18 protein-coding genes are annotated in these 22953 nt (G+C 67.3%); 6 read left to right on the top strand and 12 right to left on the bottom strand.

Annotation, left to right across the window (positions count from 1 at the left end; all coding sequences use genetic code 11):
* Positions 1–3 precede the first annotated feature (3 nt).
* Positions 4–1173, bottom strand: coding sequence for an MFS transporter (locus tag NDI86_RS11530; protein WP_310900573.1), 1170 nt, complete (start codon positions 1171–1173; stop codon positions 4–6).
* A 251-nt stretch (positions 1174–1424) separates the two neighbouring features.
* A complete protein-coding gene (locus NDI86_RS11525; protein WP_310900572.1) occupies positions 1425–2906 on the bottom strand; it encodes an aldehyde dehydrogenase family protein in 1482 nt (493 codons plus the stop codon).
* A 219-nt stretch (positions 2907–3125) separates the two neighbouring features.
* Between NDI86_RS11525 and NDI86_RS11520 the strand changes: the two genes are divergently transcribed.
* Positions 3126–4028 (top strand): dihydrodipicolinate synthase family protein, encoded by a 903-nt coding sequence (locus NDI86_RS11520; protein ID WP_310900571.1) that lies wholly within the window; start codon positions 3126–3128, stop codon positions 4026–4028.
* A 157-nt stretch (positions 4029–4185) separates the two neighbouring features.
* Here NDI86_RS11520 and NDI86_RS11515 read toward each other — a convergent pair whose 3' ends face one another.
* From NDI86_RS11515 to NDI86_RS11490, 6 genes are all read right to left on the bottom strand, one after another.
* Positions 4186–5472: an ABC transporter substrate-binding protein gene (locus tag NDI86_RS11515; protein WP_310900570.1), complete on the bottom strand. Its 1287-nt coding sequence runs from the start codon at positions 5470–5472 to the stop codon at positions 4186–4188.
* Positions 5473–5549: 77 nt separating this feature from the next.
* Entirely contained in the window at positions 5550–6554 is a 1005-nt protein-coding gene (locus NDI86_RS11510; RefSeq protein ID WP_310900569.1) for an Ldh family oxidoreductase, read from the bottom strand.
* Positions 6554–7720, bottom strand: coding sequence for a UxaA family hydrolase (locus NDI86_RS11505; RefSeq protein WP_310900568.1), 1167 nt, complete (start codon positions 7718–7720; stop codon positions 6554–6556). Before NDI86_RS11505 ends, NDI86_RS11510 begins: the two co-directional genes overlap by 1 nt.
* Positions 7721–7723: 3 nt before the next feature.
* The gene (locus NDI86_RS11500) at positions 7724–8047 is read right to left on the bottom strand and encodes a UxaA family hydrolase (protein WP_310900567.1); all 324 of its coding nucleotides are present in this window, start codon (positions 8045–8047) and stop codon (positions 7724–7726) included.
* Between the two features lie 64 nt (positions 8048–8111).
* Complete coding sequence (locus NDI86_RS11495; protein WP_310900566.1) at positions 8112–9089, bottom strand: YeiH family protein; 978 nt, start codon at positions 9087–9089, stop codon at positions 8112–8114.
* The gene (locus NDI86_RS11490; protein WP_310900565.1) at positions 9089–9226 is read right to left on the bottom strand and encodes a hypothetical protein; all 138 of its coding nucleotides are present in this window, start codon (positions 9224–9226) and stop codon (positions 9089–9091) included. Before NDI86_RS11490 ends, NDI86_RS11495 begins: the two co-directional genes overlap by 1 nt.
* Before the next feature lie 104 nt (positions 9227–9330).
* On the opposite strand from NDI86_RS11490, the gene NDI86_RS11485 reads away from it, so the two are divergent.
* Together NDI86_RS11485 and NDI86_RS11480 are read left to right on the top strand one after the other, a co-directional pair.
* A complete protein-coding gene (locus NDI86_RS11485; RefSeq protein WP_310900564.1) occupies positions 9331–10323 on the top strand; it encodes a carbohydrate ABC transporter permease in 993 nt (330 codons plus the stop codon).
* Position 10324: 1 nt separating this feature from the next.
* Positions 10325–11185, top strand: a complete 861-nt coding sequence (locus NDI86_RS11480) for a carbohydrate ABC transporter permease (RefSeq protein ID WP_310900563.1) — start codon at positions 10325–10327, stop codon at positions 11183–11185.
* A gap of 331 nt (positions 11186–11516) precedes the next feature.
* On the opposite strand, the gene NDI86_RS11475 is transcribed toward NDI86_RS11480, so the two are convergent.
* From NDI86_RS11475 to NDI86_RS11465, 3 genes are read right to left on the bottom strand one after another with little or no spacing between them, the layout of a single operon-like run.
* Positions 11517–12479 (bottom strand): C-terminal binding protein, encoded by a 963-nt coding sequence (locus NDI86_RS11475; RefSeq protein ID WP_310900562.1) that lies wholly within the window; start codon positions 12477–12479, stop codon positions 11517–11519.
* A 9-nt stretch (positions 12480–12488) separates the two neighbouring features.
* On the bottom strand, positions 12489–13754 hold the full coding sequence (locus NDI86_RS11470) for a mandelate racemase/muconate lactonizing enzyme family protein (RefSeq protein ID WP_310900561.1): 1266 nt from the start codon (positions 13752–13754) through the stop codon (positions 12489–12491).
* A 43-nt stretch (positions 13755–13797) separates the two neighbouring features.
* Positions 13798–16029, bottom strand: coding sequence for a glycoside hydrolase family 3 N-terminal domain-containing protein (locus NDI86_RS11465; protein WP_310900560.1), 2232 nt, complete (start codon positions 16027–16029; stop codon positions 13798–13800).
* Positions 16030–16122: 93 nt separating this feature from the next.
* Here NDI86_RS11465 and yicI point away from each other — a divergent pair, with 93 nt between their 5' ends.
* The 3 genes from yicI (at position 16123) to NDI86_RS11450 (ending at position 20491) form a co-directional block, all read left to right on the top strand.
* Entirely contained in the window at positions 16123–18465 is a 2343-nt protein-coding gene (yicI, locus tag NDI86_RS11460) for an alpha-xylosidase (protein ID WP_310900559.1), read from the top strand.
* A 66-nt stretch (positions 18466–18531) separates the two neighbouring features.
* A complete protein-coding gene (locus NDI86_RS11455) occupies positions 18532–19659 on the top strand; it encodes an ABC transporter ATP-binding protein (protein WP_310900558.1) in 1128 nt (375 codons plus the stop codon).
* Between the two features lie 52 nt (positions 19660–19711).
* A complete protein-coding gene (locus NDI86_RS11450) occupies positions 19712–20491 on the top strand; it encodes an IclR family transcriptional regulator (RefSeq protein WP_310900557.1) in 780 nt (259 codons plus the stop codon).
* Between the two features lie 480 nt (positions 20492–20971).
* Here NDI86_RS11450 and NDI86_RS11445 read toward each other — a convergent pair whose 3' ends face one another.
* Positions 20972–22927 (bottom strand): archaea-specific SMC-related protein, encoded by a 1956-nt coding sequence (locus NDI86_RS11445; RefSeq protein WP_310900556.1) that lies wholly within the window; start codon positions 22925–22927, stop codon positions 20972–20974.
* Between the last annotated feature and the right edge of the window lie 26 nt (positions 22928–22953).

Raw genomic sequence — 22953 nt, 5'->3', positions numbered from 1 at the left:
AGGCTACGTCGTGCCGGCCGCCCAGACGCCGGCGGCTATCGCCGTCACGCCCAGCAGCGCGGCGACGAGTCCGTAGGAGACGCCCCAGCCGAACGCGTCCGCGAGCGTCCCCGTGACGACGCCGCCCAGCGAGCCGAGCAGCATGTACACCGTCCGGACCGTCCCGAAGCCGGAGACGCGGTCGACGCGGCCGAACCGCTGCATGAACAGGGACTGGACCGCCCCGCCGTAGCTGATACCGACGCCGAGACAGACGACGCCGACGAGCAGGAACGCGGTGTGGGAACCGGCGACGACGGACGCGAAGCCACAGCACGACAGCGCGAGACAGAGCGTGAGCGCCCAGCGGTTGCCGACGCGGTCGCCCAGGCGTCCGACGGCCGGCATCGAGACGGCGTTGAGGACGAACACGACCGAGAACAGCGAGGCCGCCTGTGACTCCGAGAGTGGCCAGTACTGAAAGAGGAAGGTCGGGAGGAAGGTGATGACGGCCTGCCACGCGAAGGCGGCGACGACGACGGCGCCCAGCGGGGCGACCAGCCCGGGCGCGCGGAGGATGCGAAGCGGTTTGCGAGGGTGGAGCGCCGCGACGAGACTGCCGTCGGGCTTGACCGCCTGGTTCGGCCGGGTCAGACGGACGAACACTACGACCACGACCAGCGCGAACAGGGTGGTGAGGGCGAGCGAGTGACGCCAGGTGTACCGGTCCGCGACGAGGACGGCGACGACTGGGACGACCACGCCGGCGACGGCTCCGCCGCTGGAGTGGAGACCGAGCGCCTGGCCCGTCCCGCGGTCGAACTGGTCCGCGACGAACCCCGTGCCGACGACGAAGTACAGCCCGGCGCTACCGCCGAGCAGGAGCATGGCCGCCCCGAACAGCGGGAACGTCGGCGCGACGGCGAGCAGCCCGCTCGCGAGGGCGGTCGCGGCGAGGGCGGCGACGATGACGGTTCTGGACCCGAACCGTTCGGCGAGAACGCCGCTGGGATAGTGCGCGAGCGCGAACAGCGCCCACATGCCCGTCAACAGCCCGCCGACGAGCGTCCGGGAGACGGCGAAGTCGCTCAACAGCCGCGGGACGAGGGGGCTGATGACGACGCGAGTCCCGACCTGTGCGAGGTTGGCGGCCGTCGCCACCACCAGCATCGTGTAGCCCGAGCGCCACTCCATCAGCCGCCACGCTCCCGGTCAGCCGAGGTCATCGAGCGCCTGTTCGTCGAACGCCGCATTATGCCTTTCTGGTCGTCGCGGGCCGTGACGTCGAGAAACAAGGGGGTGTGGGGGGTCGGAGACGGACGAGATGACCAGTAGCCGAGGGGGTCGGGAGGGGTGATGGCTCGGACTACCGCACTCTCCAAGTGATTACTCGCATCGTCTCCAACGGAGAAATTACTGGCGGGAGTAAAAAGGTTCTGTCTCGGTCAGGCGTTGAAGCCCTGGTGGAAGCCGACGAGTTTCTCGCGGGAGAAGTGCTCGACGGCGTACTTGATGCCTTCCTTCCCGACGCCGGAGTCCTTGAACCCGCCGTATGGCATGTGGTCGGCGCGGAAGCCGCTGACGGTGTTGATGTTGACGCCGCCGGCGTCTATCTCGTCGGCCGCGCGCTTGGCGCGGTCGATGTCCTGGGTGAACAGGCCGGCCTCCAGTCCGTAGTTGGTGTTGTTCGCCTCGTCGATGGCCGCCTCGAAGTCCGAGACGGTGATGACCGGAACGAGCGGGCCGAACGTCTCCTCGGCCGCGGCGGGCATCTCCGGGTCGACGCCCGACAGCACCGTCGGCTCGAAGGTCCGCGGGCCGAGGTCACCACCGTAGTTCCCGCCACACTCGACCGTGGCGCCGGCGTCGACGGTCGCCTCGAAGATGTCGACGACGTCCTCGAACTGGCTGTCGTCGACCATCGAGGCCACGTCCGTCCCGTCGTCGAAGGGGTCGCCGACGGTCAGCGACTCGGCGGCGTCGACGAGCGCGTCGACGACCTCACCCTCGATGTGGTCGGGGACGAGGACGCGCTCGACGCTGTTGCACACCTGCCCGGCGTTCGAGCAGGCGCCGCCGACGACCTGGGCCGCGGCTTCCTCGATGTCCGTGTCGTCCCAGATAATCGTCGGGTCGTTACCGCCCAGTTCCAGCGTGACCTCCTTCATGCCACTGTTGTTGGCGATGTACTTCCCGACAGCCGTCGACCCGGTGAACGATATCGCCTCGACGGCGTCGTGCTCTAAGATGACGTCGCCGGTCGCCGAGCCCGAACCGGTGACGACGTTGACGAGGCCGTCGGGCACGTCGGCGTCGATTTCGTCGGCGGCGTCGTCGAGGCACTCGAACAGCGCGATGGAAGTCAGCGGCGTGTTCGTCGCCGGCTTGCCGACGACGGCGTTGCCGGCGGCCAGCGCTGGGCCGACCTTGTGGACCATCAGGTTCAGCGGGAAGTTGAACGGGGTGATGGCCGCCACGACGCCCAGCGGCTCGCGCTGGGTGAAACAGTGGTCGCGGGCGAAGCCCTTCTGGGCGTCCATCGGGACGTACTCGCCGAACATCCGTTTTGCCTGCTCGGCCGAGAGGTCGAGCGTCTGGACGGCCCGGTCGACCTCGCCGCGGGCCTCCGAGAGCGGCTTGCCCTGTTCGCTGGTGAGGATGCGAGCGATGTCGTCGGCCCGGGTTTCGACCTGTCGGGCAGTCTCGGAGAGGAGTTCGTAGCGCTGGTACGCCGAGAGAGAGGCGGCCTCGAAGGCGGCCTCGGCGGCGTCGATGGCGTCGACGACCTGCTGTTCGCTCGCCAGCGGGACCGAACCGACCACCTCGCCGTCGTAGGGGTGGGCGACGTCGGTCCGGTCGTCCGCGTCGACCCACTCGCCGCCGATGAGCATCTGCTTGTCGAGACGTGTCGCTACTTCTTGGCTCATAGCTGTAGCGTTGGTCATCAGTTTCATAAGTGTTACGCAGGGTCGCGTCCGTCGCGGGCCACTGGGAACGGTCGACCGTTCGGACGTCGGCACGCGAACGACGACACACGGGTGTGATGGTGGCCGCGTGGCTGCGACCACGTCCGGAGGCAGTCCGGGCGTCCCGCAGGAGGTACCGCCATCCCAAATTATAATTGATTGGTGGTCTTTGCGATACGCATGACTCTCTCGGGAACAGTCGTTCCCATGGCCACGCCTACCCATGGGTCCGACCGCTCGGTCGACGACGAAGCACTCAGACAGTTCACGCGCCGCCTCGTTGACGGCGGCGTTCACGGCCTCTTTCCGGGGAGTTCCATCGGGGAGTTCTCCAGCCTGACCACCGAACAGAACCGTAGAGTCGTCCGGACGGTCGTCGAGGCCGCGGACGGCGACACGACGGTCGTGGCCGGCTGCTGTGACACGAGCGTCGACGCGGTCCTCGCGAACGTCGCGGCGGCCGACGACGCCGGGGCCGACGCGGCAGTCGTCGTCTCGCCGTACTACCTCGGGACGACCCAGCCCGGTCTCGAACGGTTCTTCCGGGCCATCGCCGACGAGTCGCCACTGCCGCTGTTGCTGTACAACATCCCGCAGCTGACGGGCAACGAACTGGGCGTCGACCTGCTCCGGACGCTCGCTGACCACGACAGCATCGTCGGCGTGAAAGACACCTCGGGCGACCTGACCTACCACCACCGCGTCGTCACCGAGACCCCCGACGACTTCGTCGTCTTCCAGGGTGCGACACAACTGGCGACGGCGTCGCTCGAAGTCGGTGCGGACGGCCTCATCGCCGGCCCCGCGAACGTCTTCCCGGGCGCGCTGTCGACGCTCTACGACGCGTACAGCCGCGGCGACCTCGGCGTGGCACGCCGGCTGATGCGCGAGGTGGTCTCGCCGCTGGTCAGTGCCACCAGCGGCGTGCCTACCGCCGCGGCCACGAAACACCTCGTGGCGCTTGACGGACTGGACATCGGCGAACCGCTCCCACCGCTCCCGCAGTTGACCGACGACGAGCAGCGAGCGCTACGCACGACCTATCAGCGTGTGTCCGAGCGAGCGACCGAACCGGCGATCTGACCGCGCGGTCGACGACGGATTTCTCCGGTCGCGGTACCACGTCCAAGAGCGCGACACCACAGCGCGAGGCGCGCCGACGGGTGGCGCGGCTATCGAAGGTTGTTCCGGAAAACGGAGCCGTCACACCGCGGTGGCAGACCGCAGACGGACGGATGATTCAGGCGTTGTTGACTTCGCTGTCGATCTCTTCCTGTGCGTCGTTGAGTGCCTGTTCGGGCGATTTGTCCTGGACGAGTGCGGCGTTGCAGTTCGTGTAGACGATCTCGGAGAACGTCGAGTAGTTCGGCGTCGCCGGCCGCGCGCTCGTCTGGTCGACGATGTTGGCGAACGTCTCGAGGTGGGGCGCCTGTTCGTAGTACTCGTCGCTGTACAGCTCCTTTCGCACCGGGAGCCGGCTGTGCTCCAGCGCCATGTTCTTCTGGGCCTCCATCGAGGCCATGTAGTTGGCGAACTGCTGGGCGGCCTCTGGCTTGTTGGCGTTGGCGTTGATGAACAGGTTCCAGCCGCCGAGACAGGAGTTGTTCGCGTCCGGGTGGCCCTCCGCTTTCGGCATCGGAGCCACCTCGAACTTGTCCTTGACGGCCGACCCGTCCTCGTTCATCAGCGCCACCGCGTACGGCCAGTTGCGCATGAAAATCGTGTTCCCCTGCTGGAACGTCTGGCGGTTCTGGTCGGTCGAGGACGCCGGGATGGACTCGGGTGTGACGTTGTACTCGTGGATGAGGTCGACGGCGTGTTGCAGCGCGGCGATACCCTCCTCGGAGTTGACGACGAGGTTGCCGTCCTGCCGGATGGACCCGCCCATACCCCAGAGCCAGTTGAGCCACATGATGGTCAGTCCCTCGTTGGAGCCGCCCTGCCAGATGTAGCCGTTGAGGTCCTGGTCGGACTGCTGTTTGATGTCCTGTGCCATGTTGACCAGTTCCATGTACGTCTCGGGCGGGCTGTCGTAGCCGGCGTCTTCGAGGAGGTCGGTCCGGTAGTACAGCGCGTTCGCGTCGGTGTGAATCGGCATCCCGTACATCGTCCCGTCGACGGTGACGGAGTCGACCGGGGTCGGGAGCATGTTGTCGGTGTGGCCCTCGGGGTCACTGACCTCCGCCGCCCAGCCGTTGCCCGCGAACTCGGCGGGCCAGATGACGTCCATGTTCCCCACGTCGAACGACGACGCGCCGGAGATGAACTGGTTGACGTAGTACTCGCGCGTCGAAGACGCGTCCGACGGCGTCTGCTGTGATTCGACGCTGATGCTATCGGACTGTTTCTCGAACATCGGGACGAGGTCCGACGCGTCCTCGCTGAAGTAGCCCGGGTAGACGTAGGTCAGCGAACCGTCGTCGCTCGACCCGCCGCCGCCACCACAGCCGGCCAGCAACGCGAGGCTGCTGCCGGCAACCGTCTTCATGAAGGTACGTCTACGTTTGCCACTGACTTTGTCAGTCATACACACCCCACGTTAAACAGATGCCCTATTAATTGTTATTGTTTTTTCCGGTACAATCGAGAAAAAACCGGCCGTCGTCAGTTCGCGTCTGCGAGGGCCTGGACCTCGCTCCAGAGGTCGTCCTCGATGTCGACGGTCGCCGCGGCCCGGTCGCGCTCGACGGAGCGTTGCCCGGGCAGTCGAATCTCGTCGACGTGGGCGGCGGGTTCGTCGGCGGTCAGGTCGGCGAGGAACGCCGAGGCCCGCTCGCCGAACGCCGGGACACCCAGCGCCTCGGGGTCGATGGCGAGGAAGAGGTCGCCCTTCGTGCAGGGGTCGTCCGTGTGGTAGGTCCCGGTCACGTCGGTGCCCATCGCCGCGCCGACGAGGCCGCCGGCGAGCACCTCGACCGCGATGGCGAGGCCGGAGCCTTTCGCCCCACCGAAGGGGAGTATCGTGCCGTCGAGGGCGGCCGCGGGGTCGGTGGTCGGGTGCCCGTCGGCGTCGAGCGCGACGCCCTCGGGCAGTTCCTGACCCGTCTCCTTGTAGTGCAGGACGGTCCCGCGCGCGATGCCCGACGTCGACATGTCGAGGTTGAACGCCGGGTCGGTCGGCAGTCCGATTGCGATGGGATTCGTCCCCAGCACCGACGCCGTCCCGCCGTGGGGCGGCATCGCCGGTTCGGTGTTCGTCATACCGATGCCGACGTAGCCCGCCTGGAGCAACTGGTCGGTGTAGTAGCCCAGCATCCCGAGGTGGTTCGAGTCGCGGACGCCGACCGCACCGACGCCGAACTCGGCCGCGCGGTCCATCGCCTCGCCGACCGCGGCGCTGGCGACGACCGGGCCGAGGCGCGACCCGCCGCTGAGCGTCGCCGCGCCGCCCCGTTCGGAGACCACTTCGATGGCGCCCTCGGGGTCGACGTTGCCGTGTTCGATACCGCGGACGAACCGCGGCAGGCGGAGCAGTCCGTGGGAGTGTTTGCCGCGCGCGTCCGCGCTGACGAGGACTTCGGCCGTCTGCTCGGCGTCGGCGTCGTCGATACCGTGCGCGCGGAAGGCGTCGGCGGCGACCGCGACCGCGCGTTGCCGGTCGACCTCCATTATGTGGACGGGCCGATGCGGTGGATGGCGAACTGACTCTCGCCCATCGTCTCGCTCAGCGTGAGCTTCCCGTTGATGACGTCCTGCAGTTCGTCCCACAACTGGTCGGTAGCCCACTCGACGGACTCGTCGCCGACGAGCGCTTCGCTGACGTCCACGTCGGTCTGTTCGGGGACGCGCTCGGCGCTGTGTGGATTCCCGGTAATCTTGATCGTCGGCATCACGGCGTTCGAGAGGGTGTGGCCCTGGCCGGTCGAGATGACCATGAAGTGCGCCCCACCGGCTCCGATGCCGGTGACGGACTCGGCGCCGTGGCCCGGCGTGTCCATGATGTACATCCCCGAGTCGTCGGGAATCTTCTCGCTGTAGTCGACGATATCCTGGATGGGGCCGTCGCCGGACTTGACGAGCGCGCCCAGCGACTTCTCCTCGATGGTGGTGAGCCCGCCGTCCATGTTGTCCGGCGTCGGCTGGGCGCCGCGGACGTCGTAGCCGGTCGCCTGCAGGCGCTTGTCCCAGTGGTCCACCCGGTCGAGAATCTCCTGTTTCACGTCCTCGTCGACCGCGCGCTCGGAGAGTTCGTTCTCGCCGCCGAAGAACTCCGGCGTCTCGGCGAAGCAGCCGCGGCCGCCGTGGTCGTCGATGAGCCGCCAGACCGCGCCCGCGGTCGCCTTGTGCTGACAGAGGCCGCTGGTCGTGTCCGAGGTGGCGCAGTTGATACCGAACGTGAGGTTCGACATGTCGGCCGGGACGCGACGCTGGGCGCTGGCGTCCTGGGCCATCTCCTGTGCGGCGTCGACCGTCGCGTCCAGCGCGTTCATCACGCCCTTCTCGTCGTGGATGTTGATGGAGGCGCTGGGGCGGCCGGTCTCGGCGATGTCGTCGGCCAGTTCGTCACCGTCGACGATTTCGCCCGCGTGGGCGACCACGACCGCACCGTAGGTGTTGGGGTGGGTCGCGTAGCCAAGCAGCGTCCGGTAGGTCTGGAACACGTCCGGCTTGGTCTGACAGCGACCGAGCGGGTGCGTGATGGGGATGGTGTTCTCGACGATGTCGGCCGCGCGCTCGACCGTGTCGTTGGCGTAGGGCGCCGTCGAGACGATGAGTGTGTGGTTTCGGATGCCGATACTGCCGTCGTCGCGTTCGTAGCCGAGGAATTCGGACATGGGTTACTCGCTGATAGCCTCTACTTCGGTGTCGTCGGCCAGGTCGCCCCGGCCGTAGTTCGATTCGACGTTGTGGACGTGGACGAACGTGCCCGCCGGGATGTCTTCGGTCGCGTTGCCGATGCTCTTGCCGTACTTCGTTATCGTCTCGCCGTCGGCGATGTCCGCGATGGCGAGTTTGTGTCCGAAGCCGACGTCGTCTATCACGTCGATGGTTCGTTCTTCGTCGCCGACGGCGACCGTGACGGTCTCGCCGGCGGCTACGTCACGAAGCGCTGTCGCGACGTTGTCTGATGGTTCGACTACCTCTAGATACCTGTCGGCCATACGACTTCGATGACGAACGCCGGAGGTTATAACGTTTTCTCATGGGGCCACGCCACCCGGTTTCTCAGACCAGCAGGACGGCCGCCCCGAGCGCCAGCAGGCTGACCGTGACGAACTGTGCGAGGACGACGAGCAGCGGGCGCACGCCGGTCGACCGGAGCCGCCGCGGGTTCAACTCGAAGCCGAGGCCGACGAAGGCCAGCGTGAACAGCCAGTCCCCGACCGTCTCGACGGCCGACTGGGTCGGGGCGTCGACGAGCCCGAGGTTCGCGATGAGCGCGACCAGGAGGAAGCCGACGAGGAACTTCGGGAACCGATACCAGATTTCGGTGGGGTCCGCCCGCTCGTCGCCGGTCGTGTAGTACAGGGCGTACGCGACGGCCAGCACGCCGATGAACGTGTTCCTGACGAGCTTGGTGATGGTCGCCCACTGGCCCGCCGTCTCGGAGACGGCGAAGCCGACGGCCGCGGTCGGCCCGGTCGAAAAGAGGCTCAGGCCCGCCCAGACGCCGAAGACCCTATCGGGCAGGCCCAGCGCCGTACCCAGAACCGGGAACGCGACGAGCGTGACGGCGTCGAACAGGAGCACCGTCCCCGCGGCGTAGCTGATGTCGGCCTCGTCCCCGTCGATGCTCCCGGCGACGGCGAGGACGGCCGAGACGCCACAGACGCTGGCCCCCGCCGCCAGCAGCGACCGGGTGCGCGACTCGATGCCCGCCTGCCGCCCGACGAGTTCGACGAACACCACGCCAACGACGACGACGCCCATCGCGAGGACCACCACGACCGGTCCGGTCGTCACCAACTGACCGAGGGTCAACTGCGCACCCAGCAGGACGATGCCCGTCTCCAGGAGCAACTTGTGCCGGTCGAGACCGGGCTCGACCCACTCGGGGACGCCGACGAGCGCCGCGACGAGTGCGCCGGCCCCGATGGCGACGACGAGCGGGCTCAGCGGCGTCGCCGTCCCGACCGCTCGCGCGAGCGCGCCTAGCACGAGCAGGGCGACCAACCCCGGGACGACGCGTCCACCGGCCCGCATCAGAGGACCACGGCCGTCGCAACGACGATAGCGACGCCCAAGGCGGTGGCCTTCCAGCCCCGGTCCGCCGTCGCAACGATTCGCCGCCAGCGAGCGAGGACGCTACTGGTCCGCGTGCTCGAACTGCTGCCAACCATGTACTAGCACTGCTGGCGGCGAGATACATAAAACTACACCGGACGGGTCGGAGCGGTCGTACCCCCCGTAGTTTTATAATGAAAGACCACGGCCATCCAGGTGAATGGCAGACACAGTCGACAGTTCGTCCGGGTCGCCCGCCTCGGAGGGCGCGGGACGACAGAACAGAGTGCAGCGGTATCGCAACCTCCGGTTCTCCGAGGAGGAACTGGCGGTCATCCTGCTTACACCAGTCGTGTCCTTCCTGCTCGCGGTGTCGTTCTACCCGATATTCGACACCATCGTCGGGAGCTTCCACACCGGCTACGTGCTGGATATGAACCCCCGGGAGTTCGTCGGCCTGGAGAACTACCGGGCCCTCTACGGGAGCGGCCCGCTGCTAGAGCAGTTCCTCAACGGCGACGGGTTCTGGAACGCCCTGCGCATCTCGCTCATCTACACGGTGGTGAGCGTCCCGGTCGAACTGGTCCTGGGCCTGGGCCTGGCACTCCTGCTCAACCGGGAGTTCAAGGGCAAGTACTTCGCGCAGGCGGCCATCCTCTTCCCGTGGGCGATTCCGACGGTCATCAACGCGCGCATCTGGGCGTGGATGTTCAACGGGCAGTACGGGGTTATCAACGACCTGCTCATCCGCATCGGAATCTTCGCGGAGCCGTTCCCGTTCCTGGCGCGGCCCGACACCGCGCTGGCCTCGATGCTCTTTATCACCATCTGGAAGACGAGTTCGTTCATGGCACTCATCCTGCTGGCCGGCCTGCAGTCCATCCCCGACCACCTCTACGAGGCCGCGCGGATGGACGGGGCCTCCCGCATCCGGCAGTTCCGCGACATCACGCTCCCGCTGCTGAAACCGACGCTGCTCGTCGCGCTCATCTTCCGGACGCTGCCCGCGTTCCAGGCGTTCGGGCTCCCCTACGGTCTGACCGGGGGCGGCCCGGCCTCGGCGACGACCACGCTGGTCCTGTTCGACCACCAGATGACCTTCAACCGACTCAACTTCGGCGAGGGCGCGGCGACGGCGACCATCATCACCGCTATCGCGGCCGCCATCGCGATGCTGTACGTCGGGACGCTGTACGAACCGGAGGTGCGCTGAGATGAGCTACGAGGACAACAGCTTCGAAATCGAGCGGTTCCAGTGGGTCGGCAAGAAGGTCGGCTTCTACGGGAGCATCTTCATCATCGCGCTCGTCTCCGTGTTCCCCATCCTCTGGATGTTCATCACGTCGCTCAAACAGCCGGGCAACGTCGTCACGTTCCCGGTGGAGTACATCCCGCGGGACCCGACACTCGCGAACTACCGCGCGGCCATCGAGGGCGCGCCGTTCTTCCGGTACCTGCTCAACAGCGTCATCGTCGCCACCGGCACCGCGGTCATCGACGTGTTGCTGGGGGCGCTGGCGGGTTACTCGCTCTCGCGGCTGCGCTTCCGGTTCAAGCTCCCCGTCCTCCTGCTCATCCTCGGGACGGCGATGCTGCCCTTTATCGCCCGCCTCATCCCGCTGTACAGCGTTGCCCGGTCGTGGGGCCTGCTCAACAACTACCTCGGACTCATCATCCCCTACGCCGCGTTCCAGCTCCCCTTCGCGGTCTGGATATTCCAGGCGTACTTCAAGGAACTGCCCGACTCGCTGGAGGAGGCGGGCCTGATGGACGGCCTCTCGCGGCTCGGCGTCCTCTTTCGCATCATCCTACCGGTGTCCGCGCCCGCGATGGCGACGGCGGCCATCATCGTCTTCATCTACGCGTGGAACGAGTTCCTGTTCGCGCTCACCTTCATGACGCAGGACTCGATGCGGACCATCACCGTCGGTATCGCGCTCTACCAGGGCGAGTTCCAGTACCCCTGGGGGACCATCTCGGCGGCCGTCTTCATGTCCGTGATGCCGCTCATCATGTTCATGCTGTTCTTCCAGCGGAAGGTCGTGGAAGGCCTCACCGCGACCGGCAAGGCCTGAACTAGCGAATTTCTTCTCTCTCGTCTGCAGTTCTGTCGTGTACTACTTTCGTGGCGTAACTGCCGTCAGTTCAGACAGCCAGAAAGCCCCGCTAGCCACTGCTACCCGACAGACCACAAACAGCCAGAAAGCCCCCGACCGCTCGGCTACTGCGGCTCGTTGCGCTCCTCGGCCTCCGGTGCTTACTTCGCCTCGAACGCCGAGCGGTCGGCCCCTTTCAGTCCCGCCCATGCTGGTTGGTCAAACAGCGCTGGGTGGGCTTTCTGGCCGTTCAGGAATCACTCGCGGCCTCCAGCAGCCGAGAGAATAGCAAAAACAGCGACCGAGACGACTAGTTGACGACGTTGTCGGGGTCGCCGCCGGTCAGGACGGTCCGGACGATGTCCGTGACGGTGTGTCGGCGCTGCTCGTTGGCCTCCTCGCTGTACCACGCGACGTGGGGCGTCGTGAGGACCTTCTGGTGGTCGCGCAGCGGGTCGTCGGCCGACGGGGGCTCCTCGGGGAACACGTCGAGGCCCGCGCCGGCGAGTTCGCCGTCGTCCAGCGCGGCGGCGAGCGCGTCGCCGTCGACGATGGGGCCGCGCGCGACGTTGACGAAGTAGGCGTCGTCGTTCATCTGCGCGAAGGCGTCGGCGTCGAACAGGTCGCGCGTCTCCGGCGTCAGCGGCGAGTGGACGGTCACGAAGTCCGACCGGGCGAGCAGGTCCTCGAACTCGACGAGGTCGGCGGGGTCCTCGGTCACGTCCTCGGCGGTGAGGAACGGGTCGCTTGCGACGACGTTCGCGCCCAGCGCGGCGGCCCGTTCCCCGACGGCCCGGCCGATGGCGCCGTAGCCGACGACGCCGACGGTCCGGGTCGAGAGGCGGTGAATGGGCGTCGCGGCGCCGCGGTCCCAGCCGCCGTCGGCCACGTCCGCGTCGTATGATTTCAGCCCGCGGGCCAGCGCGAGATACAGCGTCAGCGCGTGGACCGACACCTCTTCGAGACAGTAGTCCGGGACGTTCGTCACCGGAATGTCACGCTCGCTCGCGGCCTCGACGTCGATGTTGTCGACGCCGATGCCGTACCGCGAGATGACCCGGCAGTCCTCAAGCGCGTCGATGGCCGCCGCGTCGAGGTCGTACCGGAGGTTGATGACGGCGTCCGCCCGCGAAAGCGTCTCGTGGGCGTCGGCGGCGTCCTCGCCGACGTCGCCGGTCAGTTCGACGACCTCGGCGATGTCCGCCAGGCCCTCGCGCTCTATCGAGAGGTCCGTGAAGTCGTGGTCGGTCACGACGACAGTGTGCTGAGACATGGCGACCGCTCAGATGATTAGCTCGTAGCCGTCGGCGACGTACTGTTCACAGAGGTCCCGGTTGAGTTCGACGCCCAGGCCCGGACCTTCCGGCACGTCGATGTAGCCGTCGTCGAGAATCGGTCCGGTGCCCTCGACGGGGGAACACATCTCGTTCCACCACGGCACGTCGCGGGAGTGCCACTCCATACAGAGGAAGTTCGGGATGGCCGCCGAGACGTGTGCGCCGGCGACGGTGCCAAGTGGGCTGGAGATGTTGTGCGAGGCGATTGGGATGCCATAGAGGTCACAGACGGTCGCGATGTCGATGTACTCGCCGAGGCCGCCACATTTGTTGATGTCGGGCGCGGCGATGTCCATCATCCCCTGGCTGGCGGCCGTGTTGAACTGGTTGGCCTTCACGAGGTTCTCGCCGGTCAGGACCGGCATGTCGAGCGCCTCGGTGACGCGCTTCTGGGACTCGGTCTTCTCCGGCGGGACCGGGTCTTCGAGCCACGCGAGGTCGAACCGCTCCAGTTTCTTCCCGAGGCGGATGGCCGTCTCCGTCGTGAAGTTCCAGTGGAGGTCCATCCCGAGGTCGATGTCGTAACCGATCTCGTCGCGGACGGCCTCGACGAGGCTGACCTTGTGTTCGATGGCCTCGTTGTCCATCCGTCGGTTCGCCTCGTCGTACTCGGCGTGAGTCGGCACGTCGAGGTCGAACTTCAGCGCCTCGAACCCCTCGTCGACGACTTCGCGGGCGGCCCGCGCGTAGGACTCGGGCGTGTAGATGTCCTTGGGGTCGAGGTCGCGGGCCTCGCCCAGCGACTCCCCGCCGTGGGTGTCACAGTATATCTTTATCTCGTCGCGGTACTTCCCGCCCAGCAGTTCGTAGACGGGCACGTCGAACAGTTTGCCCTTGATGTCGTAACACGCCGTCTCGATGGCGGTGAAGGCGGCCTGCCCGATGCGGCCACAGCCAGTGTAGCGCTGTTCGAGCAGTTCGCGGACGCGGTCGGTGTCGAGCGGGTTCTCGCCCTCGAGGTCGACATCCATCCGGCCGGCCATGTCGAGGGCGGCCTCCGCGCGGAAGGTCTCGCCCAGCCCGTAGACGCCGGCGTCGGTCTCGACCTTGACGATGCCCCAGGTGAAGTTGCCGGCGATGGCCATCGTCTTGATGTCGGTAATCTCGACGTCGCGCTCGGGCGGACGGTGTGTCTCGTCCATCCCCATGTCGCGCCAGGGGACGCCGCCGCCCTGTGGAATACGGTAATCCGGTTGGTCGTCTTGCGTCATCGTCTGTGCAGTCACGGAATGTCTGGTTAAAGATTGTGGTGATTCAGGCACGCTCGACTGTCACGTCGGCGAGGGGTCGACGGCGCCGCGGGTGTGAGGGGGCGCCGGTCAGTTCGGCCGACGCGCTCGCCTGACGGTCCGCCGACGACCGGCCGACGCCGAGCGTGACGGCGCCGGGGTCGACGACGAGTCCGGCGTCACGTCTCTTCTCGGCGGTGGCGAACGCCGCCGCGGGGAGCGTGAACGTCACGGTTGCGGTCTCGCCAGCGTCGAGGTCTACCCGGCGAAAGCCCACGAGTTCCCGCTCCGGCGTGACTCGCCTGCCGCCTCGGTGTCGGGCGTATAGCTGGACGACTTCGGTGCCGGGTCTGTCTGCCGTGTTCTCGACCGTGACGGTCGCCGTGAGTTCCCCGTCGGTGGCCGTGCTATCGGGCGCGACCGACAGGCTCCCGTAGCGGAAGTCGGCGTAGCTCTCCCCGTGGCCGAACGGGAACAGCGGCGCCCCGTCGGCGAAGACGTAGTCGCCCCGCGAAACGGCGTCCTGTCGGTAGTGAATCGGAAGCTGTCCGACCGAGCGCGGGAGCGACACGGGGAGGCGACCGCCGGGGTCCGCGCCCAGGAGAACGTCCGCGATGGCCGCCCCGCCGGACTGGCCGGGCAGCCACGCGGCCACCGTCGCGTTCGCCCGTTCGACGACGCCCGGAACCGCGAGCGGGCGGCCGCTCACGAGGACGACGACCACCGGCGTCCCGGTCGCGGCGACCCGCTCGACGAGGGCGGCCTGCCGGCCGGGAAGTCCCAGACCTGCCCGGTCGAGGGCCTCACCGGCCGTCCCCGGCGAGTCGCGCTCGACGTGTATCCCGGACTGGCCGCCGACGCAGGCGACGACAACGTCGGCGTCCCGGGCCGCCGAAACGGCCGCGTCAAGGTCGTCGTCCGGCCCGGCCCGGACGCCGCAACCGCGTTCGTGGACCACCGTCTCGACGCGCTCGGCCAGCGCCGCCCGCGGCGTCACGATGTCGATGCCGCCGTCGGCGTTCTCCGCGCCGGCGTAGGAGTAGTTGCCCAGCAGGTTCCGCGGCGCGTCGGCGTTCGGCCCGACGACGGCCACGGCGGCGTCGGGCGAGAGCGGTAACAGGCCGTCGTTTTCCAGGAGGACCTGCGAGCGGCGGGCCGCGCGGCGCGTGACCGACCGGACGGCGTCGGTCTCGAAGGCGTCGGCCGCGGTGGTGGGGTCGGGTCCGTCGGCCGTGAACAACCCCGCGCGGACCTTCTGTCGGAGATGGCGCCGGAGCGCCCGGTCGACGACCGACTCGTCGACCAGCCCCTCGCGGACCGCCGCCACCAGCCGCTCGCCGAAGCACTCCGACTCGGGAATCTCCACGTCGATGCCGGCCGAGAGCGCCCGCACGCCGGCGGTCTGCCGGTCGGCGGTGACCCCGTAGTCGTCGGCGAGCATCTCGATGCCCCGGCCGTCGGAGACGACGGTGCCGTCGAAGTCCCACGTCTCCCGCAGGAGGTCGGTCAGGAGCGCCTCGTTGGCGTGACAGGGCACGCCGTCGACGGTGTTGTACGCCGCCATGACCGAGGCCGCGCCGGCGTCGACGCCCGCACGGAAGGGGACGCAGTCGGCGTCGCGCATCGCCGCGAGCGAGGCGGTCGGCCGGGCGCGATTGCGCCCGCCCGCGGGACGGCCGTGGCCGACGAAGTGCTTCAGCGTCGCGTCGACGCCGCTGTCGGCGAGTCCGCGGACGACGCTGCCGGTCATCGCCGCCGCCAGCGCGGGGTCCTCGCCGAACGTCTCCTCGATGCGGCCCCAGCGCGGGTCGACGCCGAGGTCCGCGACCGGCGAGAGCGTCAGCCGACAGCCCACGGCGCGCAACTGCTCGCCGACGGTGCCGGCCACCTCGCGGACCAGTGCGGGGTCCCAGCTACTGGCCAGCCCGATGGCCTGTGGCACCGTCGCGCCGCGCCGGCCGGCGTAGCCACAGAGGCTCTCCTCGCGGACGAACGCGGGGATGCCGTGGGGCGTCTCAGTCCGCAGGAACGCCTGGAAGTCGGCGACCGCCGCGGCGAGGTCCCGCGGTCCAAGGCCGCTCTCGCGGCCGACACGCGTCACCCGGCCGACGCCGTGGGGGACCAGTTCACGGGCGCGCTCGGCCGAGAACGCCCCGTCCTCAAGCACCGCGCCGATGCGGACGCTGCCGAGTTGCGCGACCTTCGCTTCCAGCGCCATCTCGTCGACGAGGGCGTCGACGGTGGGAGAGCCTGTCATAGAGTCTGCTGGCCGTCAGTTCCGTCGCGGTCGGCAAAAACCCGGGGGTGACGGGGTAGTTTTATTACCGAGAGACGCCCCGTCCCGGGTAGGATGACGAGCGAACGCATCACCGTCTCGGCGGTGGCCGACTACGCCGTCGAGGACGACACAGTTCACTTCGAGTGTGAGATAGACGCCCCCGAGACGGTGACCGAGCGGACGATTCCGGTGACGCTGACGGTGTACGACCCCCGAACCTACCGGTTCGAACTGCAGGCGAACCCGGAGGTGGCGACCGAGAGCGACTACCCGCCCCTGGACACGAACGCCGTCGACAGCGACGTTGCCCTCGACGTCTCCGAGGCCGACGGCACGCTCACCGTCGACACCGGCGTGCTAGCTATCGAGGTCGGTCTCGACGAGTGGTCCTTCGCGGTCCGCGACACCGAGACGGGCGCGACCGTCTTCGAGGAACAGCGGGCCGACCCGGACGTGTTCGGCCGCCAGCGCGTCGACGCACTGGGGTACGCCCAGGAGGAGATAAACCACAACCCCCGGCGGGTCAGCGAGACCGGCACGTCGTTCCGGCTCTCGCCCGACGAGAAGATATACGGCGCCGGCGAGCAGTTCGTCGAGTTCGACCGCCGCGGGCGCGAACTGGACCTCTGGCACGAGGAGCCCCTGGGGACCGAGACCGAACGGGCGTACAAGAACATCCCCTTCTACCTCTCGACGAACGGCTACGGCCTCCTGCTCGATACGACCGCCCGCGTCCACTACGACTTCGGGAACACCTCGACGGCGTCGGGGACGATGTCGGTCGCGGACGACGAGTTCGCCTACGTGTTCTTCTACGGCCCCGAGTTCCGCGAGGTCATCGAGCGCTACACCGCGGTGACGGGCCGGCCCGCGCGGCCGCCGAAGTGGTCGTTCGGGACGTGGATGTCCCGGCTGGGCTACGAGTCCCGCGAGGAACTGGAGACCGTCGCCGAGCGCCTGCGCGAGGAGGAGATACCGAGCGACGTGCTCCACCTCGACCCGTTCTGGATGCGCGCGAACAAGTCGACGGACTTGGAGTGGGACACCGAGCAGTTCCCCGAGCCGGAGGCGATGATTTCGGAACTGCTGGACGACGACTTCCGGCTCTCGCTGTGGGAACATCCCCACGTCCCCGTCGGCACCGAGGCGTTCGAGGAGGGCGTCCGCGAGGGCTACTTCGTCACCGACGGCACCGGGAGCCCGTACGTGATGGACCGGACGTGCCAGGGCGACTACCGGGGGGCGCTGGTGGACTTCACCGACCCCGACGCCGTCGAGTGGTGGAAGGACAAACACCGCCGGCTGCTCGAACAGGGCGTCGCCGTCTTCAAGACCGACTACGGCGAGTACGTCCCCGAGGACGCCGTCTTTGCCAACGGCAAGAGCGGGAAGGCCATGCACAACCTCTACCCGTATCTGTACAACGAGGCGGTCTACGAGACGGTCGCGGAGGTCAACGGCCCCGAGGAGGCCGTCGTCTGGGGCCGGTCGGCCTGGACCGGCAGCCAGGCGTTCCCGATGCACTGGGGCGGCGACCCACAGACCAGTTGGAACGGGATGAGCGCAGCGCTTCGGGGCGGGCTCTCGGCGTCGCTGTCGGGCATCGCGTTCTGGAGTCACGACATCGGCGGCTTCCGGGGCACACCCTCCGAGGAGGTGTACACGCGCTGGTCGCAGTTCGGGCTGCTCTCCTCGAACAGCCGCTGTCACGGGACGACGCCGCGCGAGCCGTGGGAGTTCGGCGAGGACGCACTCGACATCTTCCGGGCGTACGCGAACGTGCGCTACCGACTGCTGCCGTACATCTACACCTACGCCGAAGTGGCCGCGCGGACGGGGCTGCCCGTCGTCCGCCCGCTGGTCCTCGAATACCAGGACGACCCCAGCGTCCACCGGTTGGACACGCAGTACCTGCTGGGCGAAGATATCCTCGTCGCCCCGGTGTTCACCGAGTCCGGGACCCGCTCCGTCTATCTCCCCGAAGGCGAGTGGCGCGACTACTGGACGGACGAACGGTACGCGGGTGGACGAACGGTCCACATGGACGTGGAACTCGACGAGATGCCGGTGTTCGTCCGCGCCGGGAGCGTGGTCCCCCAGCGTGAGCCGACACAGTCCGTCCAGCACGGGACGCCCGACCATCTCGAACTGGACGCGACGCTGGCGGACGGGGCGGCGAGCGGCCGATTCTACGACGCCGACGCCGACGAACTGGTGTCGATAACCGTCACGGACGACGGCGAGACGCTGTCGGCCGACCTCGGCGGGACGAGCGCGGACCGGGTGACGCTGACGGTACGGACGGCGGAGCCAGACGCCGTCACCGTCGACGGCGAGTCGCTGACGCGGGTCGACGCCGCCCCCGAGTCGGGCGAGTGGACGGCGACCGGCGCTGGACTCACCGTCGTCGTCTGAGCAGCGTCGAGGGGTGGTTTTATTAGCCGAGGTGGCAAACCCTCGCATAGCTACTCTCGGTGAACCATGGGACGCTTACAACTGAACGATCTGAAGAAGGTGTTCGAGTCGAGTAACCAGGATATCCTCGCGGTCAACGAGTTGAATATCGACATCAAGGACGGAGAGTTCCTCGTTCTCGTCGGTCCCTCGGGCTGTGGGAAGTCGACGACGCTGCGCTGTATCGCCGGGCTCGAACAGACGACGTCGGGACAGATACTGTTGGAGGACCGGGACATCACACACCGGAAACCGAAGGAACGGGACATGGCGATGGTGTTCCAGAACTACGCCCTGTACCCCCACATGACCGTCCACAAGAACATCGGCTACGGGTTGAAGATAACGACCGACCTCTCGAAAGACGAGATAAACGAGCGCGTCGAGGAGACGGCCGAACTGCTGGAGATAGAGGAGTTGCTGGACAAAGAGCCCGGTGACCTCTCGGGCGGGCAGCAACAGCGGGTCGCGCTGGGTCGCGCGATTATCCGCGAACCCGAGGTGTTCCTGATGGACGAGCCGCTGTCGAATCTAGACGCGAAGCTCCGGACGACGATGCGGACCGAGATACAGCAACTCCAGCAGGACATGGGCATCACGACCATCTACGTCACCCACGACCAGACGGAGGCGATGACCATGGGCGACCGCATCGCCATCCTCAACGACGGGGAACTCCAGCAGATCGGCGAGCCCCTCGAATGTTATCACCGGCCGGTCAACCAGTTCGTCGCCGGCTTCATCGGCTCGCCGTCGATGAACTTCCTCTCGGTCAGCCGGAACGGGGCGACGCTCGAACACGACGAGTTCACGTACCAGATAGGCAGTGACACGGCGGCCGACCTCGAGGAGGCCAGCACGGAACTGACCATGGGGATTCGCCCCGAACACATCACACTCGCCCGGCCCGACGAGGACAACGCCGTCGAGACGACGGTCGAGGTCATCGAACCGATGGGCGAGGTCACGTACGTCTACTTCGAACTCGGCGGCGAGACGTACACCGCGAGCATCGACGGCGAGCGCCGAATTCAGGCCGGCGACGACGTCCACGTCGTCTTCCCGGAGCGGAAGCTGCACCTCTTCGACGGCCGGACCGGCGAGGCGATAAAGAACAGCCAGCTCGACGAGACGGCGGACGCCGTCCGCCCGTAGCTTCGTTTGCGTCTGGCGAACAATTAAATGAGTTCCGCCCGTACACCGGCGCATGCCCGACACACCGCCCGACGCACCGTCCGGCCGCCGCGTACAGGCCGTCCAGATATCCTGTAACATCCTCGAGGCCCTCCGCGAGATGGACGGTGCGACCGTCTCGGAACTCGCCGACCACCTCGGTCGCTCGAAGGCGACGATACACAGTCACCTGGCGACGCTGACTGACAACGAGTTCGTCGTCAAACACGACGGGACCCACCAGATAAGCCTCCGTTTCGTCGATATCGGCGAGTACGCCAAGAACCGAATCGACATCTACGACGTGGCCAAGGCGGAGGTCGACCGCCTCGCCGAGGAGACCGGCGAGGTCGCCCAGTTCATGGTCGAGGAACACGGCCGAGGCGTCTACCTGCACAAAGCGCGCGGCGAGAACGCCATCCAGACGGCGTCGTACGCCGGCAATCGGAAGGACCTCCACTGCACGGCGCTCGGAAAGGCCATCCTCTCGAAGCTGTCGACCGAGCGTATCGACGAGATTATCGACCGCCACGGCCTGCCCCAGCGGACGGAGAAGACCGTCTCGACGCGCGCGGCGCTGTTCGACGAACTCGACGCGGTCCGCGAACGCGGCGTCGCGTTCGACGACGAGGAGATTCTCCACGGCCTCCGGTGTATCGCCGCACCCATCGAACACCCCACCGGCGACATCCACGGCGCTATCAGCATCTCCGGTCCGACAAGCCGATTCAAGGGCGACCGGTTCCGCGAGGAACTGCCCGAGATAGTTCAGGGCGCCGCGAACGTCATCGAGGTCAACGCGACGCAGGTCTGACCGTTCGCCGCTCGCGAATCGCCGCGGTTCGGCGGTGTGTCCCACAGACGACGGCTGGACGGCGTCTCCGGCCCGATATCGAATCTCTGGGGAGCTATTCACGGAACCGTTCCGTTCGCCGCTCGAAAATGGCAAGTATGGCGACGCTGTGCCGGATTTCGACGTGACTAGCGACCTGAAAGCACCACGTAAGTGGTTGCTATCGAACTGGCTCAGATAAGTAGACGGCCGCATAAAGGCCATTGCCCGCCGTTCAGAGAGTCTACGCGCCACTATTTGCCAGAGGCGAACACCACGTCGTTCGCCGCTCCGACACCGCAGGCGCGCTGGTCTCCACGGTCGCCGGCGAAACCCGGTGAAACGGCCGATATCGGGACGCAGTGGCCCAGGCTGGCGCCGTGAGCTCGGCACTACGGCGGCCAGCGGGGCCCGAAAGTTCGCGAGAGCCAAACGGTGAGCGGGGCGGCGGTCGCGGGATGGTCAGATGGATTCGACGCGGGGATAGTCGTCGTCGAGCGCCTGTGCGTCCTCTTCGAGCAGGGCGACCACCAGGTAGTCGCTGTACTCGGCGAGGTAGTCGACGAGGCGGGCGATGCGGTCGGCGTCGACGGCCTCTATCGAGTCGAGCAGCATGAACGGCACCCGGTCGTACACCTCGTGGACCAGATAGCCGGCGAGCGCGAAGACGAGACCGGTAATCTCGCGTTCGCTCTCGCTCAGGTGGTCGACGGTGTCCTCGTAGACCGTCCCCGAGTCGGTGCTGCGGACCACGTGGAGGTCGAACTGGTCCGCGGTCACTTTGCGACGACCCTCGCGGACCTGGGTCTCGGTGCGTTCTATCCAGATGCGTTCGAGGTTCTCGTAGCCCAGTCGCTCTAGGACGGCCTCCATGTGGGAGTTGAACGCCTCGATGGCGTCCGTCTGGAGGTCCTCGATTCGCGTTCGGAGCGCCGCGAGCTCCGTCGAGAGCTGCTCGCGGCGGCGTTCGAGCGCCTCGCGCTCGTCGAGTTCCGATTCGAGTTCCGCGATTCGGTCTTCGACGTCGGCGAGGTCGTCGCTTCGCCGTTCAATCTCGACCTCGAGGCGGCTAGTCACCTTCTGCAGGTCGAGGACGTCGCTCTGTTTCACGTCCTCGAGTTCGTCGACTTCGGCCTCCAGCCTCTCGATTTCGTCGTCCGTCTCCGTTCGCTGCTCGATGAGGTCCTCGACCGTCGACTCCCGGTCGTCGATTTCGGCTTCGACCTCCGCGAGTTTCCGCTCCGCTCGCTCCCGCTGTCGTCGCTCCGTTTCGAGCGTCGAGCGCTCGTCCTGCAGCGCGTCGACGCGACCCTGGATGGTCTGGCGCTCGTCCATCTGCTCGTTTCGCACCTGCCGGAGTCGGTCCAGCGTGGCCTCGACCTGGCTCAGTTCGACCGTGCTCCCGCAGGTCCAGCAGGTGACGTCCGTCGAGTCGTCCACCAGCTGGTCGGTCAGTTCCCCGCCGCCCGACTGCTCGGTCCCGTCCAGGCTGCGAAGCGCCGCCGGCGGCTCCCCGTCGACGAACTCCTCGTTGAACTGGATGACCGACTGCAGGTCACCGACCGTCGAGTCTATCTGTTGCATCCGACCGCGGAGCCGCTGTATCTCCTCGTCGATCTCCGTGAGGCGACCGTCGGAGACGCGCTCGTACTCGTCGAGTTCCGCCGTGAGTTCCTCGCGGTCGGTTTCGAGGCTCTCCAGGCTGTCCCGCTCGGATTCGATGCGCCGCGTGAGCCGTTCTCGCTCCTGGCGCGCCTGGCTCAGCGCGTCGAGTTTCGCCTCGTAGGCCTCCTTCTCCTCCCGGGTCTCCTGAAACGAGGTGTCGAGCGCGGCCATCTCCGACTCCGTCGACGCCAGTTCGGCCTCCTTCTCGTCGATTTCCGCTTCGAGCCGTTGTCGGTCCGCCCGAAGCTCCGGGAGTTCGTCTGCGAGGGAGTCGAGCCTGTCGAGCCGGGCGTCGACGTCGTCGCGCTCGGACTGCAGCCGCTCGATGTCCCGCTCGATTTCGTCCGTGTCGACGGGGCGCATGATTATCTCTCGGAGGTCGTCCCCGCGGGCGACGGCCCGGCGCGCCTCGTTGTCCTCGAGCAGGAACGCGAAGGCGTCGGCGATGAGCGAGTCGTCGAGGTACGGCTCCCCACCGAAGGAGACGGTTCCGCCGCTCCTCGTGAGCGTGCGGGTGTACTCCGTCCCGTCCAGCGTGAGCGAGACTTCCCCCGCCTCGGCATCGGCTTTGAGCGTCGCCTGGTCGCTCCCGCAGACGGCCATGACGGCCTGCAGGAACGAGGTCCGGTTCGTCGCGTTCTTCCCGGTGAGGACGGTCACGCCGGCGTGTACCGTCTGCGAGGAGTGGTCGATACCACCGACGTTCGTGATATCGAACGTGGCGGCCGACTCCGTCTGTCTGGGTTGAGTCATCTTTCCGTCGGGTAGTGCGTGTTCCT

It is taken from the genome of Haloarcula onubensis, from assembly GCF_031624605.1.
GTDB classification, from domain to species: Archaea; Halobacteriota; Halobacteria; order Halobacteriales; family Haloarculaceae; genus Haloarcula; species Haloarcula onubensis.
Note: the sequence above shows the minus strand (reverse complement) of the source record. Positions and strands in the feature narration are given on the sequence as shown.